The sequence below is a fragment of the Enterococcus sp. AZ011 genome (assembly GCF_050548355.1).
Taxonomy (GTDB): domain Bacteria; phylum Bacillota; class Bacilli; order Lactobacillales; family Enterococcaceae; genus Enterococcus; species Enterococcus faecalis.
In genome coordinates, this window is sequence record NZ_CP172959.1 from 549,328 (window position 1) to 568,552 (window position 19,225).

15 protein-coding genes and 1 other annotated feature are annotated in these 19,225 nt (G+C 38.3%); of the genes, 9 read left to right on the forward strand and 6 right to left on the reverse strand.

Annotated features, from left to right (window positions below; genetic code table 11):
• Window positions 1-40 precede the first annotated feature (40 nt).
• Complete coding sequence (locus IGL36_RS02725; RefSeq protein WP_002368061.1) at window positions 41-1,507, forward strand: MDR family MFS transporter; 1,467 nt, start codon at window positions 41-43, stop codon at window positions 1,505-1,507.
• A 38-nt stretch (window positions 1,508-1,545) separates the two neighbouring features.
• Window positions 1,546-2,337, forward strand: a complete 792-nt coding sequence (locus tag IGL36_RS02730; RefSeq protein WP_002355660.1) for an alpha/beta hydrolase — start codon at window positions 1,546-1,548, stop codon at window positions 2,335-2,337.
• Window positions 2,338-2,417: 80 nt separating this feature from the next.
• On the opposite strand, the gene IGL36_RS02735 is transcribed toward IGL36_RS02730, so the two are convergent.
• Complete coding sequence (locus IGL36_RS02735; protein WP_002358755.1) at window positions 2,418-3,080, reverse strand: TetR/AcrR family transcriptional regulator; 663 nt, start codon at window positions 3,078-3,080, stop codon at window positions 2,418-2,420.
• Between the two features lie 253 nt (window positions 3,081-3,333).
• On the opposite strand from IGL36_RS02735, the gene erfC reads away from it, so the two are divergent.
• From erfC to IGL36_RS02760, 5 genes are all read left to right on the forward strand, one after another.
• Window positions 3,334-5,049, forward strand: a complete 1,716-nt coding sequence (gene erfC / locus IGL36_RS02740; RefSeq protein WP_002355662.1) for a multidrug ABC transporter ATP-binding protein/permease ErfC — start codon at window positions 3,334-3,336, stop codon at window positions 5,047-5,049.
• A complete protein-coding gene (erfD, locus tag IGL36_RS02745; protein WP_002358756.1) occupies window positions 5,049-6,818 on the forward strand; it encodes a multidrug ABC transporter ATP-binding protein/permease ErfD in 1,770 nt (589 codons plus the stop codon). The genes erfC and erfD overlap by 1 nt, the downstream gene beginning before the upstream one ends.
• A 409-nt stretch (window positions 6,819-7,227) precedes the next feature.
• The gene (locus IGL36_RS02750) at window positions 7,228-7,833 is read left to right on the forward strand and encodes a TetR/AcrR family transcriptional regulator (protein WP_002355664.1); all 606 of its coding nucleotides are present in this window, start codon (window positions 7,228-7,230) and stop codon (window positions 7,831-7,833) included.
• Between the two features lie 138 nt (window positions 7,834-7,971).
• Window positions 7,972-9,051, forward strand: a complete 1,080-nt coding sequence (locus IGL36_RS02755; RefSeq protein WP_002355665.1) for an ABC transporter permease — start codon at window positions 7,972-7,974, stop codon at window positions 9,049-9,051.
• 4 nt (window positions 9,052-9,055) lie between these two features.
• Complete coding sequence (locus tag IGL36_RS02760; protein ID WP_002363221.1) at window positions 9,056-9,724, forward strand: ABC transporter ATP-binding protein; 669 nt, start codon at window positions 9,056-9,058, stop codon at window positions 9,722-9,724.
• 57 nt (window positions 9,725-9,781) lie between these two features.
• Here the strand turns inward: IGL36_RS02760 and IGL36_RS02765 are convergent, their stop codons facing one another.
• The 5 genes from IGL36_RS02765 to IGL36_RS02785 all read right to left on the reverse strand — a co-directional run bounded on the left by IGL36_RS02765 (window position 9,782) and on the right by IGL36_RS02785 (window position 13,831).
• Window positions 9,782-10,345 carry a class I SAM-dependent methyltransferase gene (locus tag IGL36_RS02765; RefSeq protein ID WP_002355667.1) on the reverse strand — a complete coding sequence of 188 codons (564 nt, stop codon included), beginning with the start codon at window positions 10,343-10,345 and terminating at the stop codon, window positions 9,782-9,784.
• Window positions 10,345-11,313 (reverse strand): TIGR01212 family radical SAM protein, encoded by a 969-nt coding sequence (locus IGL36_RS02770; RefSeq protein WP_002355668.1) that lies wholly within the window; start codon window positions 11,311-11,313, stop codon window positions 10,345-10,347. Before IGL36_RS02770 ends, IGL36_RS02765 begins: the two co-directional genes overlap by 1 nt.
• A gap of 15 nt (window positions 11,314-11,328) precedes the next feature.
• Window positions 11,329-11,979, reverse strand: coding sequence for a phosphatase PAP2 family protein (locus IGL36_RS02775; protein WP_002398095.1), 651 nt, complete (start codon window positions 11,977-11,979; stop codon window positions 11,329-11,331).
• A 167-nt stretch (window positions 11,980-12,146) separates the two neighbouring features.
• A complete protein-coding gene (locus IGL36_RS02780; RefSeq protein ID WP_002398094.1) occupies window positions 12,147-13,172 on the reverse strand; it encodes a DUF4097 family beta strand repeat-containing protein in 1,026 nt (341 codons plus the stop codon).
• Complete coding sequence (locus tag IGL36_RS02785; RefSeq protein WP_002381265.1) at window positions 13,172-13,831, reverse strand: DUF1700 domain-containing protein; 660 nt, start codon at window positions 13,829-13,831, stop codon at window positions 13,172-13,174. Before IGL36_RS02785 ends, IGL36_RS02780 begins: the two co-directional genes overlap by 1 nt.
• A gap of 316 nt (window positions 13,832-14,147) precedes the next feature.
• Between IGL36_RS02785 and IGL36_RS02790 the strand changes: the two genes are divergently transcribed.
• Both IGL36_RS02790 and leuS read left to right on the forward strand, forming a co-directional pair.
• Window positions 14,148-16,361 (forward strand): autolysin, encoded by a 2,214-nt coding sequence (locus tag IGL36_RS02790; RefSeq protein ID WP_010716812.1) that lies wholly within the window; start codon window positions 14,148-14,150, stop codon window positions 16,359-16,361.
• A gap of 50 nt (window positions 16,362-16,411) precedes the next feature.
• Window positions 16,412-16,644: a binding site (T-box leader), on the forward strand.
• A 120-nt stretch (window positions 16,645-16,764) separates the two neighbouring features.
• Window positions 16,765-19,179, forward strand: a complete 2,415-nt coding sequence (gene leuS / locus IGL36_RS02795; protein WP_002364766.1) for a leucine--tRNA ligase — start codon at window positions 16,765-16,767, stop codon at window positions 19,177-19,179.
• Window positions 19,180-19,225: the final 46 nt, after the last annotated feature.

Here is a 19,225-nt window from a genome sequence, read left to right on the forward strand (position 1 = left end):
TTTAGAAAATTGACAATTGAATAGAAAAGGATGTGAACAAATGGCAAAAGAAACAAATGTTAAGTTAGTCACGGTGAGTGTTTTTGTGGCAACATTTATGACAGCCATTGAAGGGACCATTGTGTCTACTGCGATGCCAACGATTGTCGGCTCGTTACATGGCATGGAAATTATGAACTGGGTATTTTCAATTTATTTATTAACGAATGCGATGTTAACACCGATTTATGGGAAACTTGCGGATAAAATTGGTCGTAAACCTGTCTTCATGATTGGCATTATCATTTTTATTTTGGGCTCCTCGTTGTGTGGCTTTGCTCAAGATATGTTGACCTTAATTATTGCCCGCGCAATTCAAGGTGTGGGGGCAGGCGCAATTTTACCAGTTGCGTTAACGATTATTGCCGATATGTATTCATTGGACAAGCGAGCGAAAATTTTAGGCTTAAACAGCGCCGCCTGGGGAATTGCCAGTATTTTTGGTCCGTTAGCAGGTGGTTTTATTGTAGATACAGTCGGTTGGCATTGGATTTTCTTCATTAATGTTCCTATTGGACTTGTTTTATTGGGCTTGATTAGTATTTTCTTAGTTGAACCAAAGCGGGAACGGACCAAGATGCCAATGGATATTTTGGGCAGCGTTACTTTGATGGCCGTGCTGCTAACGTTATTGCTAGGTTTTCAAATGATTAGCGATAATGGTTTTACATTAGTAACATTTGGTTGTTTGAGTTTGAGTGTGCTCTTTTTTGTAGCGTTTGTGATGATAGAAAAACGCGCGCAAGACCCAGTGATTGATTTGCATTTATTTAATCAACCAACGTTTGTTTTAGTAAATCTTATTGCGGCGCTTATTAGCGGTTTCTTAATGGGGATTGATGTCTACATTCCGATGTGGATGCAAGGCGTCTTAGGAAAAAGTGCAGGAATTGGTGGCTTAGTTTTAGCGCCTATGTCGTTACTTTGGATGGCTGGATCATTTATAGCAAGTAGCTTTATGGAAAAATATGCTATGAAAAAAGTCTTAACGATTGGGTTATCGATTCTATTAGTCGGGGCCATCTTTTTAGTGGTAATGCCAATGGCCGTTCCGTTTTGGCTTTTCTTTGTAGTGTCTTCTGTCTTAGGAGTTGGTTTTGGGATTACTATCACAACGACTACGGTGACAGCACAAAGTACAGTGGAGCCTGAAAAAATGGGGGTTGCAACATCGTTTAATACGTTGGTGCGTACAATTGGGCAGACTGTGATGGTGTCAATTTTTGGTGTGATTTTAAATGCAGGAATGTTTGCGAAATTGGAAGCGAGCGCGTTAAACGTCGATGCAGATGTCATGAATCAATTAGTGAATCCACATACTGCAAATTTAATTCCAGCTGCGTTGTTAAAACCATTACGCGGTATCCTCTATGCAGGTCTGCATAATGTTTACTTAGTCGGTGCGGGCTTAGTTATTGTCGCTCTTTTGTTAAATATTTTTGCAAAAGCGCAACGAGCGAAGGTTTAGTGGTACACTAATAGAAAGAGTATTGGAGGGAAAAGTAGATGGCCTTTTTACAAGCAAATATTTATTCAAATGTATTGGAAATGGAAGTGAATGTGAACGTCATTTTACCACAAGAAACGGTAAAAAAAGTGGGCACAAGTACCCAAGCAGCATTAACAGATATTCCCGTGTTGTATTTATTACATGGGATGGGAGGAAATCACAGCGTCTGGGCTCGCAGAACCTCTATTGAGCGGTATGTCGCTGATTTGGGGATTGCTGTCATTATGCCGTCCACGGATTTAGCTTGGTATACGGACACACAATACGATATGAACTATTGGACGTTTATCTCAGAAGAATTACCGAAAATTTGTCATCAACTCTTTCCACAGTTAAGTACAAAACGAGAAAAAACCTTTGCCGCTGGTTTGTCAATGGGTGGTTATGGCGCCTTGAAATTAGGATTAGCGAAACCAGAATCTTTTGCAGCCGTTGCTTCTTTGTCTGGGGCAGTCAGTTTATCATCCACTAGTTTTGGGGAATTATTAAAAGTCCGTAAGCGAAGCTATTGGGAAGGTATTTTTGGCCCGTTAGATCAAATTGAAGGTTCTATTCACGATCCGCTGTATTTACTACAACAATTAGTAGAAAGCCAAACAGAAATGCCCCAATTTTACCTTTGTTGTGGGGAGCAAGATATGTTACTTTCTGCTAATCAACAGATGGCTCAAGCGTTGGAACAGGCACAGGCAAGTTACACTTTTGAAACTGGACCAGGAGAACATGACTGGGTGTTCTGGGATGAATGGATTCAAAAAGCCTTGGCTTGGCTACCAATACCAAAATAGAGAAAGTAGTTTTCGCTATTTATTTTAAAGGTTAACCCTTGGTCCGTCAGTCGAAATGACTGACGGACCAAGGGCTTTTTTTATTTCGATGAAGATGTGTTGTCTGCTTGCAACCCATCTAAGTAGGTTTTAACGGCTTGAATAAAGGCGGATTTTTGGTGGATGGAGTGTCGAAATTGAATGCTTTCCTCCATGTACGTTAACTCATTGTCGGAGACATATTGTTTCATGTGCAGCACTTGTTCTTTTAAATAGTCATCTCCGTTCAATACTTGCGAAACGAGCTGTTTTTCCTCCGTTGCGTCCATAATCATCCCAAATAAAAGATGTTGTAAAGACGTTACTGCTAAATGAGTCATTTCTGGTGAAAAACCTGCTTCTCTTAAAATGCCCATCATTTGATTCAAATGGCGTAATCGTTGGGGATAGGCAGGGACGGTTTGGATTTCGATAGCTACGGCACAGGGAAATTGTTGATAGAGATCATAATAGTTTTCCATGAAGGCTAGTAAGTCAGAATACCATTCACCACATAATGCAGGTTCTTGAAAGTGCTCTTCAATCGCTTCAGCCATACTTTGAAGTAAGGCTTGCTTATTTTTAAAATACCAATAAATTGCGGGCGCCTGTACACCAAGCTGTTTGGCGACTTTACGCATAGAAAGTTGTTCTAAAGTGGGACTTTTTTCTAACAAAGAAAATGCGGCTGCAATAATCGTGTCTTTTGATAATTTCGGTTCCATGATTTTAGCTCCTATTAAACGTTATCTTCGTAAGTTTATCAAAAAGAAGGTACACTTTATGATAGGAAAAACTTGTGAAAAATTAACTTGTTCGCTTGTATTTTACCACTAAAAATGGTAAATTATGAATCGGCCTTATTTTACAGTGTTAAATTGGTGAAGTCAATGAGCAAATTGATTTTTTTGTAATGGGGAAGAATTCGCAGACCAACACTGAAGAAGCAGGGAACTATTTTAAGAAAGTAGGGATAAGATGGACCTTATTATTCAACACGCCAAAAAATACAAAGGCTCGGTAGTTATTGCCTTGTTGGCGGTGATCGTAATGGTTGTCTCAGCACTTTGGCAACCAAAATTGTTACAACAAGTGTTGGAAGCAATTATGAATGACGATAGCGACAAAATGAAAAACTTAGGGATTCAATTAATTGCCATTGCAGGATTAGGACTCGTTGCAGGGGTTATTAATACAATTTTTTCTGCCAAAGTTGCCCAAGGTGTCAGTGCTGACATTCGTGAAGCAACTTTCCGCAAAATCCAAACCTTTTCATTTGGCAATATCGAAAAATTTTCAGCAGGTAACTTAGTTGTTCGTTTAACAAATGACGTTACTCAAATTCAAAATGTCATTATGATTGCGTTGCAGACACTTTTTAGAATTCCTTTTTTATTTATCGGGAGTTTTATTTTAGCGATGCTAACCTTGCCACAACTATGGTGGGTGATTGTTGCACTTGTCATCGCAGTTATTTTGATTTCTATGCTGTCCTTTTCGCAAATGGGCAAGCATTTCATGATTATTCAAAACTTGATTGATAAGATTAATGGTATCGCAAAAGAAAATTTGTTAGGCATTCGTGTCGTCAAATCATTTGTTCAAGAAAAAAATCAATTGTCACGTTTTACAAAAGTGAGTGAAGAATTAACCACCCATAACTTAATCGTAGGTAGCTTATTTGCTGTGATGATTCCAGCGTTTATGTTGGTGGCGAACTTAGCCGTTGTAGGCTCGATTTTCTTTGTGAGTAACTTAGTCAAGGACGATCCAACTTTAATCGGTGGTGTCGCTTCCTTTATGAACTATTTAATGCAAATCATGATGGCGATTATTATCGGCGGAATGATGATGATGATGACTTCTCGTGCCGCTGTTTCCATTAAGCGGATTAAAGAAGTGATGGAAACAGAACCAGATGTTACCTACAAAAAAGTCCCAGAACAAGAGTTAATTGGTAGTGTTGAGTTTGATCACGTATCTTTCCGTTATCCTGGGGATGAAGAAGATACCTTGAAAGACATCTCTTTCTCTATTCAGCCAGGTGAAATGATTGGGATTGTGGGCGCAACTGGCGCTGGTAAATCTACATTGGCACAATTAATTCCACGTTTGTTTGATCCGACAGAAGGAAAGATTGAAGTTGGTGGTGTCGATTTACGAGAAGTGAACGAACACAGTTTACGAAAAACAGTTTCCTTTGTGTTGCAAAAAGCAATCCTGTTCTCTGGAACGATTGCGCAAAATCTACGCCATGGTAAACGTGACGCTTCTGAAGCGGACATGGAACGGGCTTCAGGCATCGCCCAAGCCAAGGAATTTATTGAAAAATTAGCAGAAGGTTATGATGCACCCGTCGAAGAACGGAGTAATAACTTTTCTGGTGGACAAAAACAACGGTTATCAATTACAAGAGGTGTGATTGGTGAGCCTAAAATTTTGATTTTAGATGATAGCACCAGCGCGTTGGATGCTCGTTCGGAGCGGTTAGTCCGAGAAGCGTTGGATAAAGAGTTAAAAGAGACTACCACGATCGTTATTGCCCAAAAAATTTCTTCTGTTGTCCATGCAGATCGTATTTTAGTATTGGATAATGGACGTTTAGTCGGGGAAGGCACGCATGAAGAATTAGCAGCTACGAACCCCGTGTATCAAGAAATTTACGAAACTCAAAAAGGAAAGGAGGAAGCTTAATGACTGATTTAATAAAAGCTAGTAAATTTTTCTATCATTATTTAAAACGTTACAAAGTTTCTTTCCTCTTTATTTTCTTAGCAATTTTCGCAGCGACTTATTTACAAGTCAAAGCGCCGCAATTCGTTGGGGAAGCTATTCAGGAATTAGCGAAATATGCGGTTAATGTGATGCAAGGAAAAGACGATAAAAGTGCGTTCGTTTCTGTCATTTGGAAACTACTCATTTTTTATGTCTTAACTAGTGCCGCTAGTTTCATTTATAGTATTCTCTTTACACAAGTCGTGGGAAAATCGACGAACCGCATGCGGATTGGTTTGTTTAACAAATTAGAAAAATTGACGATTCGTTTCTTTGATTCTCATCAAGATGGTGAAATTTTAAGTCGTTTTACTAGTGATTTAGACAACATCCAAAACAGTTTAAACCAAGCGTTGCTACAAGTATTAACCAATATTGCCTTATTGGTTGGTGTCTTAATCATGATGTTCCGTCAAAATGTGGAACTGGCATGGGCTACAATTGCTTCTACGCCGATTGCGATTTTAATTGCGGTCTTTGTGATTAGCAAGGCGCGCAAATATGTCGATTTACAGCAAGATGAAGTGGGTAAATTAAATGGCTATATGGATGAAAAAATTAGTGGGCAACGTGTGATTATTACCAATGGTTTACAAGAAGAAACCATTGACGGCTTTTTAGAGCAAAATGAAAAAGTCCGTGCCGCTACGTATAAAGGTCAAGTGTATTCAGGATTACTTTTCCCAATGATGCAAGGAATGTCATTAGTCAATACGGCGATTGTTATTTTCTTTGGTGGTTGGTTAGCAATCAATGGCTCTGTTGATCGTGCCGCTGCGTTAGGTTTAGTCGTTATGTTTGTCCAATATTCCCAACAATATTATCAACCATTAATGCAAATTTCTTCAGGTTATAGCATGATTCAATTAGCTGTTACAGGCGCTCGTCGTTTAAATGAGATGTTTGATGAACCAGATGAAATTCGTCCCGAAAATGGCGAAAAATTAGAAGAGATTAACAAAGCTGTGGCTTTAAATCATGTTGTTTTTGGCTATAATCCAGAAACGCCTGTGTTGAAAGATGTTTCTATTCATGTGGATAAAGGTGAAATGGTCGCTTTAGTCGGACCGACAGGCTCAGGAAAAACAACGATTATGAATTTAATGAATCGCTTTTATGATGTGAATGAAGGCGCCGTGACGTTTGATGGTGTGGACATTCGTGAAATGGATTTAGATAGCTTGCGTTCACATGTAGGCATTGTTTTGCAAGAGTCCGTTCTATTTTCAGGAACAATTCGTGAGAATATTGCTTTTGGTAAGCCAGAGGCCACGGATGAAGAAATTGTTCAAGCAGCGAAACAAGCGAATATCCATGAATTTATTGTAAATCTTGAGCAAGGCTACGATACTGAGATTACGGAAGAGAATAACCTTTTCAGTACGGGGCAAAAGCAATTAGTAAGTATTGCACGAACGATTATTACCAATCCAGAATTATTAATTTTGGATGAAGCAACAAGTAATGTTGATACAGTAACAGAAGCTAAAATCCAAAAAGCGATGGACGAAGCAATTAAAGGGCGCACCAGTTTTGTGATTGCCCATCGTTTGAAAACGATTCTAAATGCGGATCGGATTATTGTTTTACGAGACGGTGAAGTCATTGAAGAAGGCAACCACCATGAACTAGTTGAACAAGATGGATTCTATGCGGAACTTTATAAAAATCAATTTGTTTTTGAATAAGTTGAAAAAGAAGCAAAATGAGTCATTCTCATTTGCTTCTTTTTTTGCTATGCTAAATAGAAAAAGGAGATATATCAATGGGGAAAATGAGGAATGTACGGCAATTACGGCGCACGTTTTTGGTGCTAAATACTTTATTTGTACTGAGTGTATTCAGAGAGAATCGATGGACAAAATCGGCACTGCTTTTTTGGTTGTTGGCTAATAGTTTTTTATATGGACTGCAGTGGTTGATTTATCTTGGGGGCGAAAAAGGCTGGCTGATACATTTGCAGCGGTGGTATTATTGCGCGATTCTTCTCCAAATAGTAGGCACATTGATTGTATATTTTTCGTTTTTTGTATAAAGGTCTCTCGTTTCTTGCCGGAGAATATGCTAAAATAAAAAGCAGCAGGGGGCGAGAAAACCATGGAAAAGCCAAATAAACGCAAAGCTGATTTAGAACGTACACGGCAAATTATTTTGTCTGTCGCTTCTGAATTATTCATGACAAAGGGGTTCAAAAATACCTCCACTCGTGAAATTGCTTTAAAAGCGAACATTACCCAACCGAATCTCTATCACCATTTTAAAAATAAAAAAGAACTGTATTTAGCTGTGATTGAAGAATTAACGTCCCGTGTTCAGGAAGAATTAGTCCCAATTGTTTCTGGAAATGCATCAGTAGAAGAAAAACTTTATCAATTAATCAAAGTTTTGTTAGATGAACATCCGACCAATCTTTTCTTAATGTTGAACGACATGTTTCAAGAAATGGGCCCTGATTACAATCGTACGCTGTATCAAATTTTCAAAAAAACCTATATCAATAATATTGCGGCTATTTTTGAAAGTGAACCTGAAACCAATTGCTTACAAGAGGGCATCAGTGTAGATGATGCAACTCGGTTTATTTTATATAACGTTAGTGCATTATTAAGTATTGAAAAAACGTACCAGCGAAAAACAGTGGATGACGATGTCAAAAAATTTATTCAATTTATGCTACATGGCGTTCTGAAAAGTCACAAATAAAAAATAGAGAAGCCCTGTTGAAAAACAGACTTCTCTATTTTTTTGTAAAATTCACTTATCAATCGATAAATAATTATTGATTTATCGATTGATAAGTGATATAGTTTATTTCGAAAAGAAGAAAGAGGTGAACCATTCATGTTTTTAGGATTTAATGAAATGAAGTATTCAAAAGGACGGTACGTCCTTGTAGTCTTAGTAATGGTCTTGATTGCTTGGTTAATTTTTATTTTGTCAGGTTTAGCGAACGGTTTAGCTCAAGGAAATCGTTTAGCCGTAGATCAATGGCAAGCGAATCAAGTGGTTTTATCAAAAGAGGCCAATAGTAATTTAAATGTATCAGTGTTAGATGAAAACGTGAAAGAAACGATTTCAGGAGGCAAAATTGCACCGATTGGTCAACAATCTTTAGCCATCCGCCCAGCAGATGATAAAAAGGCTGAATTAACGAATGTTAGCTTATTTGGGATTGAAAAAGAAAGTTTTTTAATGCCAAAAGTGATTGAAGGAAACGCATTTACTGATAAAAATCAAGTGATTGCTTCAGAAACATTGAAAAATCAAGGATTTAAAATTGGCGACAAATTAACTGCAGGGAAATATGATGAGCAATTAGAAATTGTCGGCTTTATTTCTAAAAGTAGCTATAACATTGTGCCGGTTATTTACACTTCTCTGGATACTTGGCGGTCAATTAAATATGGTGACAATCCAGCAATGGCCAAAATGGTTAATGGTTTCATTGTTCGCAGCAAGGACAACGCGGAAGTTAAAACGACTAATAAAGACAGCCAAGTTCTTTCAATTTCAGATTTTATTGAAAAACTGCCAGGATACAGCGCTCAAAACTTGACCTTGGATGGCATGATTTATTTCTTGATTGTGATTGCAGCGTTCATTATCGGTATTTTTATCTTTGTGATGACTTTACAGAAAACAGCAATGTTCGGTGTCTTAAAAGTTCAAGGGGTGCCGACTAGTTTCTTAGCAAAGGCAGTCATGCTACAAACCGCTTTATTGGCTGTTCTAGGAGTGGCGATTGGTCTTGCTTTAACTGGAATTACCGTGCTCTTTTTACCAGAAGCGATGCCTTATGCAACTAATGGACCACGCATGATTTTGTTTAGTGTACTATTGATTTTATCTGCATTAATTGGCGGGGCATTTTCAATTCGAACGATTGCTAAAATTGATCCGTTAATCGCGATTGGAGGTTAAAGACATGGCAAATGTTTTAGAAATGAAAAATATTTATAAAAAATATGGTGAAAAACATACAGAAGTGATCGCGTTAAAAGAATTATCTTTTGCGGTTCAGCCAGGTGAATTTGTCGCAGTAATTGGTCCTTCTGGCTCTGGTAAAAGTACCTTTTTAACGATTGCAGCTGGTTTACAGGCACCGACAAGTGGTGAAGTCATTGTTGGCGGGCAATCACTAAATAAGTTAACGAAGAAGCAACGTTTGGCGCAACGTTTTCAAAAAATCGGCTTTATTTTACAAAGCTCTAATTTGGTGCCATTCTTAACAGTGGAAGATCAATTTCACTTAATTGAAAAAGTTGATAAGTCACGTAAAAATAGTGAATTAAAAGAGCAATTGTTAGAGACGTTGGGTTTAAAAGAATTACGAAATAGTTATCCTCGTGATCTCTCTGGTGGGGAAAGACAACGGGTAGCCATTGCGTGTGCATTGTATCATGAGCCAGACGTAATTTTGGCAGATGAACCAACGGCTAGTTTAGATACAGAAAAGGCATTTGATGTTGTCCAATTACTAGCGAAAGAGGCCAAAGAGAAAGATAAAGGGATTATCATGGTGACACATGATGAGCGTTTGTTGAAATACTGTGATCGAGTGGTTCGTATTCGTGATGGTGAATTGACAGAGTAACAAAACAAATAAAAGAGAACATGATCAGATTGCTGGAGACAATCCGACCATGTTCTCTTATTTCTTTTCAATACAGAAAAGAACAGGTGGCTGATTTTTTTGATTGATAAACTCATAACGTAAGACACTGTAAACATCTTGTGGTAAGGCTTGCGTGTAATTCGTGACCAAATCAAGTTCCTCTGAACCACCTTCGTGGCCATAATAAACGACTAAAATAATGCGACTTCCTTTTACCAAATGAGGCAGTAACCCATCTAACGCCTGTTTAGTCGTAGCGGGTTTTGTAATAATTTCCTTATTACTTTTAGGTAAATAGCCTAAGTTAAAAATAGCGGCAGTGATTTCTGTTTCTTCATCTAGGACAGCATGAAGATGTTCATGTCCTAATGGAAATAACGTAGTTTGTGGGAGTAAATTAAGTTCTGTTAACTTTTGTTCTGTATTGATCAACGCTTCTTTTTGGATATCAAAGGCGAAAACTTCACCAGAAGGGCCAACCAGCTCTGCTAAGAATGCTGTATCATGACCATTTCCCATTGTTGCATCAATGACGAAGTCGCCAGGTTCCACTACTTCTTTTAAAAGTTGGTGACTAAAATGTAGGGCTGTTTGTAGCATTAATTGAAAACTTCCTTTCCTGAAATGACAGTATATTTTCCTTGATAACTGTTGCGGCGTTTCATTTCCGCATCAATCGCATTGAGGACTTCCCATTTTTTCAAGCTCCACATCGGTCCGATAATTGTTTCAAAGGGGGCATCGCCTGTTAAGCGATGAATAACAATTTCGGGTGGAATCATTTCTAACTGATCACAAATCACTGAAACATAGGCTTCTTTGCTCATCAATTGTAAGCGTCCTTCATTATAATCTCGCATCATTTTGGTATTTGTCATTAAATGAAGTAAATGCAGTTTAATCCCTTGGATATCTGAATCCTGAATAGTTCGCCGCACATTTTCACGCATCATGGCAGGTGTTTCACCAGGTAGCCCGTTAATTAAATGTGTACAGACCCGAATCCCGTGTTTCCGTAATTTAGCCACACCATCTAGATATGTTTGATAATCATGAGCGCGATTAATGGCAGCGCTAGTTTCCTCAAACGTGGTTTGCAAACCCAACTCTACCCATAAATAAAAGCGTTCGTTTAATTCGGCTAAATAGTTCACCACCTCATCAGGCAAACAATCAGGACGGGTACCAATGGATAAACCAACGACGCCTTTTTCATTGACTACTTGTTCAAACCGATGACGAATAACGTCAACGGGCGCATGTGTATTGGTGAAATTTTGGAAGTAAACAATGTATTGATCGACAGTTGGCCATTTTTGATGCATCAATTGGATTTCTTTTTGAAATTGAAGCGGCAGGGGATCGCTAGGTGCAACAATCATGTCGCCTGATCCAGAAACACTACAGAACGTACAACCACCTTTGGCAACCGTCCCATCACGATTGGGGCAATCAAAGCCACCATCAATTGGCACTTTAAAAATCTTTTCACCAAACTGTTGACGAAGTGCATAGTTCCAAGTGTGATAGCGTTTATTTGGATCATCTGAATAAGGAAAAATTTGCATAATCAAGACTTCTTTCTAGCGTTGTTTGCTTTGAAATCGCCAAACAAAGCGTTTTTCTAAATAAATAGGGTAACTTAATAACAACCAAGCTAAACCAAGACAAAAACCACCTAAGATATCGCTAGGGAAATGGACACCTAAATAGATTCGACTAACCCCAATCATGAAAATCCCAATACCTAGTAAAATTTGCACACAAAGACGGACCGTTTTATTTTTAATGAAAATTGGCAGAATCAATAAAATAGTGCCGTAGAACAAGGTACTTCCTACAGCATGTCCGCTAGGAAAACTATACGTATGTTCAGTTACTAAATGCTCCAAAGTAGGACGTTGGCGCATAAAGAATAATTTTAATAAAGAATTACCTAAGCCAGCAATTAAGGCAGTATTAATAAAGAGCCATAATGCTTCAGCATAATATTTCCAAACAATAAACAGAGCAATGACAACGATTGCTAAGATGATAATCGTCAATGAATTGGCAAATTTGGTGTACCAAATAAAAAAGTTATTTAGCTGTGGAAAAGGACGACGAACAAAAGAAGTAATCGTTTGATCAAAGCCTTTGAGCCAGGTTGGATAAAAACGAACAACGTAGCCTAAAAACATAAATACTAAAAGAAAACAACTACCTGCAAATTGATAATAAAGTTTGTTTTTCATAAAAAATCCTTTCAAAATTTAATCGCAACAATCCGTATTATACCATCAAAAGGGTAAAAAATTAAAAGATAATTTCATTGCCTGATTTGGAGGGGATACAGATATTAAAAAAGTTCTGGCAGCACAATCTCTCATTGTGGTACCAGAACTTTTTTAAATGGCCATGTTTATTGATTATCGTCGTCAGGAGTATCAACGGTAATATCGCCGAATTCGCTAGAAAGGTTAAATTCTGTATCCGCACGACCATTCTTATAAGATGTTCGCTCTTTGTTTAAAAGTTGAACATCGCCTAATTTTGATTCCCCTTTGATTGAAATATTACGCAAAATTTCTCCAGAATTTACATAAATGTCTCCATGGACAAGAGCGACAGTTAATTTTTTAGGCACAGCAGGCATGTCTAAAGAAAAATCACCATTTTCACTTGAAAAGTTAGCTTCTCCTTTGAAATCATAGACGCTAATATCGCCATCTGTCGTTGTTGCTTGGATGTTTCCACGGGCATTTTGCACTCGAATATCACCAGAAGTAGTCGTATTTTTGATTTCATCGAAATAGGCTGAACCCAACGTTATATCGCCGTCAGTGGTTTCAACTGTTGCTGTTTTAGCGGAAGTATCCGCTGAAAGGTAGATACCATCTGAAGAGTTAAGTGTCATTTTTTTTGCTTTAACGCCTGATAGACTAACATAAGAATTTGGTAGATTAGTTGTTAATTCGTCTACGTTAAAAGCATTCAATGAAACTTGTGAATGGGTTGAGCCATCAATCACTAACTTTTTCACATTATTAGGAATCTGGACACTCACGTTCGGTGTGAAGTCACTAAAAATACCAATATTAAAAAATGACAACTCGGGTTGGTTTTGTGTACGAGTGGTATTGATGGTTGCTGTTATTTTATTTTTTTCTTCTTTGACATCTAAGGTGCCTTCAGCTTTTGAATAAAAGGCATTATTCGGTGATCGTAATCCCATTTTGTTACTATCAGTTTTATAAATGGTATAAGGGCCTTTGCCTTTTAAGGATAAGTGAAGTTCTTCGCCTGCTTGTTTATTTTTTAGTGTATAACTTTCTTTTAGCGGTGTGACTGATTTTTCCGCTTGCTTGTAATAATAGACGGCGCCAGATCCACCAATTAGCATCGCTAAGACAGCAATGGATAAGAGAATCCCTGTTGTTTTTTTCATTAGATATCACCTCGTAAAACAGCAATGTTCCATTGGAAATAACGCTTAAAGACATGTGCTGAAAATTTTAAAATTGGTAGAAACAGTAACCAACCAATGATTGATGCACCAAATAAAAAGAGACTCATAGATAATTGGAAAAAGGAAGCGGCATTTGCTTGGGTAATGACACTATAAATACCATAAATTGGTGAAAATAAAGTTGCAGCTCCGGCAATGCCACAACCTACGTACATTAAGGCAATCCCTAAAATAACCCAAAACATGAAGAAAAAATTTAAACAGAAAATACCAAGCACTTGGAAAAATCGGGTTAGTGGCCGATGCTGTGGTCGTTGATAGTATGGAGAATCATTATCATAGTAAAATTCAGATTCTTCTTCATAGGGATGATCATAAGCAGGTGTAGCCGCTGGAATTTCTTGCCAGCCATTATTTTCAATTTTTCGTTCCGTCAATTCGATGCCTTGTTCTTTTAAAATTTCTTCTGCGATAACCCGTGGTTTCCCCAATGATTTTGCCACTTGTTCTTCTGTTTCGCCTTCCGCAACACGAGCATCAAATAACGCCTTGTATTTCGCAAGAATAATAGCTTGATCTTTGGGATTTAATGCTTTTAAATAAATTTTCAGCTCAATAATAAAATGTTCTTTATTCATTCCGCTCCCTCTTTCTACACGATTCATTTCTCATCTTAAACTATAATTTCTTTTTGAGCGAATAACAAGAGGAATTAAAAAAATCAGACTAAGGTAAAGAAGCGTCTACAACTAAAGTCGCAGTTTTTTTCCGAGTAGTAACAAGAGAGGAAATCCATGTTAAAAAACATTACTTCTTTACAATCTAGTTACAGTAATATGAAATTTTGTTGAAGTGTTTTTAATTCGCCAGAAAAAAAGGTATACTTGTTATAATAACAAAACTAAAAAATTACATTTACATATAAGTTAAAAAAGGAAAGTTGGGGACGTATCAATGAAGAAAGAATCAATGTCACGTATCGAAAGAAGGAAAGCACAACAAAGAAAGAAAACGCCAGTACAATGGAAGAAGAGCACTACTTTATTCAGCTCGGCGTTAATTGTTTCATCTGTAGGAACCCCCGTTGCGTTACTACCAGTGACTGCTGAGGCAACAGAAGAGCAGCCAACAAATGCGGAAGTTGCCCAAGCACCTACTACGGAAACTGGCTTAGTAGAGACACCAACAACAGAAACTACGCCAGGAACTACGGAACAACCGACAACGGATTCGTCAACAACGACTGAATCGACAACTGAATCATCAAAAGAAACACCAACAACACCAAGTACCGAGCAACCAACAGTTGATTCAACTACACCTGTGGAATCAGGAACGACTGATTCTTCAGTAGCAGAAATCGCGCCAGTAGCTCCTTCAACAACCGAGTCTGAAGCAGCGCCTGCAGTTACACCCGATGATGAAGTAAAAGTACCAGAAGCTAGAGTAGCTTCTGCGCAAACTTTTTCAGCGTTATCACCGACGCAAAGTCCTTCAGAATTTATTGCCGAGTTAGCTCGTTGTGCACAACCTATTGCGCAAGCCAATGATTTATATGCATCAGTGATGATGGCTCAAGCAATCGTTGAAAGTGGTTGGGGAGCAAGTACGCTATCTAAGGCACCAAACTATAACTTATTTGGGATTAAAGGCAGCTACAATGGACAATCTGTCTATATGGATACATGGGAATATTTAAACGGCAAATGGTTAGTGAAAAAAGAACCTTTCCGTAAATATCCTTCTTACATGGAATCATTCCAAGATAATGCGCACGTGCTAAAAACAACTTCTTTCCAAGCGGGCGTTTACTATTATGCTGGGGCTTGGAAAAGCAATACAAGCTCGTACCGCGATGCAACTGCTTGGTTAACAGGTCGTTATGCGACAGATCCTAGCTACAATGCTAAATTAAATAATGTCATTACCGCATATAACTTAACTCAATATGATACACCATCTTCTGGTGGAAATACTGGGGGCGGAACAGTTAATCCAGGAACAGGCGGTTCTAACAATCAATCAGGAACGAACACGTACTATACTGTAAAATCAGGAGATACATTGAATAAAATTGCCGCGCAATATGGTGTGAGCGTTGCTAATTTACGCTCATGGAACGGCATCTCTGGCGATTTAATTTTCGTTGGTCAAAAACTCATCGTGAAAAAAGGTGCTTCAGGTAACACTGGTGGCTCAGGCAACGGTGGTTCTAACAATAATCAATCAGGAACGAACACGTACTATACTGTAAAATCAGGGGATACCTTGAATAAAATTGCCGCTCAATATGGCGTGAGCGTTGCTAATTTACGCTCATGGAATGGCATCTCTGGCGATTTAATTTTCGTTGGTCAAAAACTTATCGTGAAAAAAGGTGCTTCAGGTAACACTGGCGGCTCAAACAACGGTGGTTCTAACAATAATCAATCAGGAACGAATACGTACTACACAATTAAATCAGGCGATACCTTGAACAAAATTGCCGCCCAATATGGCGTGAGTGTTGCTAATTTACGCTCATGGAATGGCATTTCTGGCGATTTAATCTTCGCTGGTCAAAAAATCATTGTGAAAAAAGGTACTTCAGGTAATACCGGTGGCTCAAGCAATGGTGGTTCTAACAATAATCAATCAGGAACGAATACGTACTACACGATTAAATCAGGCGATACCTTGAACAAAATTTCTGCACAATTCGGTGTTAGTGTGGCTAACTTACAAGCCTGGAATAACATCAGCGGTAGTTTGATTTTTGCTGGTCAAAAGATTATCGTGAAAAAAGGCGCCAACTCAGGTTCAACGAATACGAACAAGCCTACGAATAATGGTGGCGGTGCGACAACATCCTACACGATTAAATCAGGCGATACGTTGAATAAAATTTCTGCACAGTTTGGCGTGAGTGTTGCTAATCTACGTTCATGGAACGGGATCAAAGGCGATTTAATTTTTGCTGGTCAAACAATTATCGTGAAAAAAGGCGCTTCTGCAGGTGGCAATGCTTCTTCAACAAATAGTGCATCAGGCAAACGCCATACAGTTAAAAGCGGTGATTCACTTTGGGGCTTATCAATGCAATACGGAATCAGCATCCAAAAAATCAAACAATTAAATGGCTTGAGCGGGGATACAATTTATATTGGTCAAACTTTAAAAGTTGGTTAATTTAAGATTGAAAAAAATAGCTATCTTTGGTAACATGAGTCTTATAATAGAAAAAAACAATGAGAAGGAATAGTAGAAAGAACCATGTGATAGAGAGCGTATGGCTGGTGGAAATACGTACAGAAGCTTTTGAACTCGCCTTTAAGTTACTTTTTTGAACAAACCAAGTAGGAAAAGTCGGTGACGATCGTTAAGACGTTTGAGGTTAAGGTGACGGTGACTGACCGTTTCTTTGACGAATTTAGGTGGTACCACGTTGCATTTGTATGTTCACGTCCTATAGGAATTTTTCCTATAGGACTTTTTTTTATCACTAAGTGGCTAGTTTAAGTCAGAATAGTGACGATGGCTGCAGGTGGCAAATTTTAAGAATGAAAAATTTTATATTACTAGGAGGAATAACATGAGCTACAATCACAAAGAGATTGAGAAGAAATGGCAAAAATATTGGGCTAAGAACAATTGTTTCAATACATTGGACGACCCAAATAAAGAAAAATTTTATGCACTAGATATGTTTCCCTATCCATCTGGACAAGGCTTACACGTAGGTCACCCGGAAGGCTATACAGCAACCGATATTCTTTCACGTATGAAACGTGCGCAAGGCTATAATGTGTTGCATCCAATGGGCTGGGATGCGTTTGGTTTGCCAGCAGAACAATATGCGTTAGACACAGGAAATGACCCAGCTGAATTTACTAAGAAAAATATCGAAACATTCCGTCGCCAAATTAATTCATTAGGATTCAGCTATGATTGGAATCGCGAAATTAATACCACTGATCCCGAATATTATAAATGGACACAATGGATATTTACAAAATTATATGAAAAAGGGTTAGCTTATGAAGCAGAAGTTGCGGTTAACTGGGTCCCTGAACTAGGAACTGTTATTTCAAATGAAGAAGTCATTGATGGAAAAAGTGAACGTGGCGGTTATGATGTGGTTCGCCGACCAATGCGTCAATGGATGCTGAAAATTACTGCTTATGCAGATCGCTTATTAGAAGATTTAGAGCTTGTTGATTGGCCAGAAAGTATTAAAGATATGCAACGAAATTGGATTGGACGTTCTGAAGGAGCCAATGTGACCTTTAAAGTCGCTGGCACAGAAGAAAGTTTCACGGTGTTTACAACCCGTCCTGATACCTTGTTCGGTGCAACCTATACTGTTCTAGCTCCTGAACTAGAACTAGTGAAAAAAATTACGACACCTGAACAAACAGCAGCTGTAGAAGCATATATTGAAGAAACCTCAAAAAAATCTGATTTAAATAGAACGGATTTAGCAAAAGAAAAAACAGGTGTTTTCACAGGTGCGTATGCTATAAATCCAGTCAATGGCCAAGAAATTCCAATTTGGATTGGCGATTATGTTTTAGCAAGCTATGGCACAGGCGCAATCATGGCAGTCCCAGCGCATGATGAACGGGATTACGAATTTGCGAAAACATTTGGCATTGATATCCTACCAGTAATCGCAGGTGGCGACATTACAACAGAAGCCTATACAGGGGATGGACCGCATATCAATTCTGATTTCTTAAATGGATTAAACAAAGCAGAAGCCATCGCTAAAATGAATGAGTGGCTAGAAGAAAATCACGTAGGGAAAAAAGAAGTATCTTATCGTTTACGTGACTGGTTATTCTCTCGTCAACGCTACTGGGGTGAACCAATTCCTGTGATCCATTGGGAAGATGGAACAACCACAACGGTTCCTGAATCTGAGTTACCTCTACGTTTACCAGTAACATCGGATATTCGCCCAAGTGGAACTGGGGAATCGCCATTAGCAAACATTGATGAATGGGTCAATGTCGTCGACCCTGAAACTGGCATGAAGGGAAAACGTGAAACGAATACTATGCCACAATGGGCTGGAAGCTCTTGGTATTACTTACGATTCATTGATCCTCATAATAAAAATGAAATTGCTGATTTTGAAAAATTAAAACGTTGGTTACCAGTTGATATCTATATTGGTGGTGCCGAACATGCGGTGCTGCATTTACTTTATGCTCGTTTTTGGCATAAATTCTTATATGATATTGGTGTGGTTCCTACCAAAGAACCTTTCCAAAAATTATACAACCAAGGTATGATTTTAGGAGAAAACAACGAAAAAATGTCTAAATCACGTGGCAATGTTGTAAATCCCGATGATGTGGTGGCTAAATATGGTGCGGATACGTTACGTCTTTATGAAATGTTCATGGGCCCATTAGATGCTTCCATTGCTTGGAATGAAAATGGATTAGAAGGAAGTCGTAAATTCTTAGATCGCGTTTGGCGTCTGATTGTTGATGAAGAAGGCAAAATGCGTGACCGAATTACCACAATTAATGATGGCCGTTTAACGAAAGTTTATCATCAAACGGTTAAAAAAGTGACAGAAGATATGGCAAACTTGCACTTTAATACAGCGATTTCTCAATTAATGGTTTTTGTGAATGAAGCCAATAAAGTGGATGCCTTACCTTATGAATATGTGGAAGGATTTGTCCAATTACTTGCGCCAATCGCGCCACATATTGGCGAAGAGCTATGGCAAATTTTAGGTAACGAGGAAAGTTTAACTTATGTCCCTTGGCCAACCTATGATGAAGCGGCTTTAGTAGAAGATGAAGTGGAAGTAGTTTTCCAAGTGAACGGAAAATTACGTGGCAAACAAAATGTCGCTCGTGGGTTAAGTAAAGAAGAATTAGAACAAATTGCAATGAACCATGAAGCTGTTAAAGAATTTATTGAAGGAAAAACAGTGCGCAAAGTGATTGCTGTTCCAGATAAATTAGTAAATATTGTTGCAAATTAAGTTTACATGTTTTTATTAAAAAAAGAGCCGGACGTGTCAAAACGTC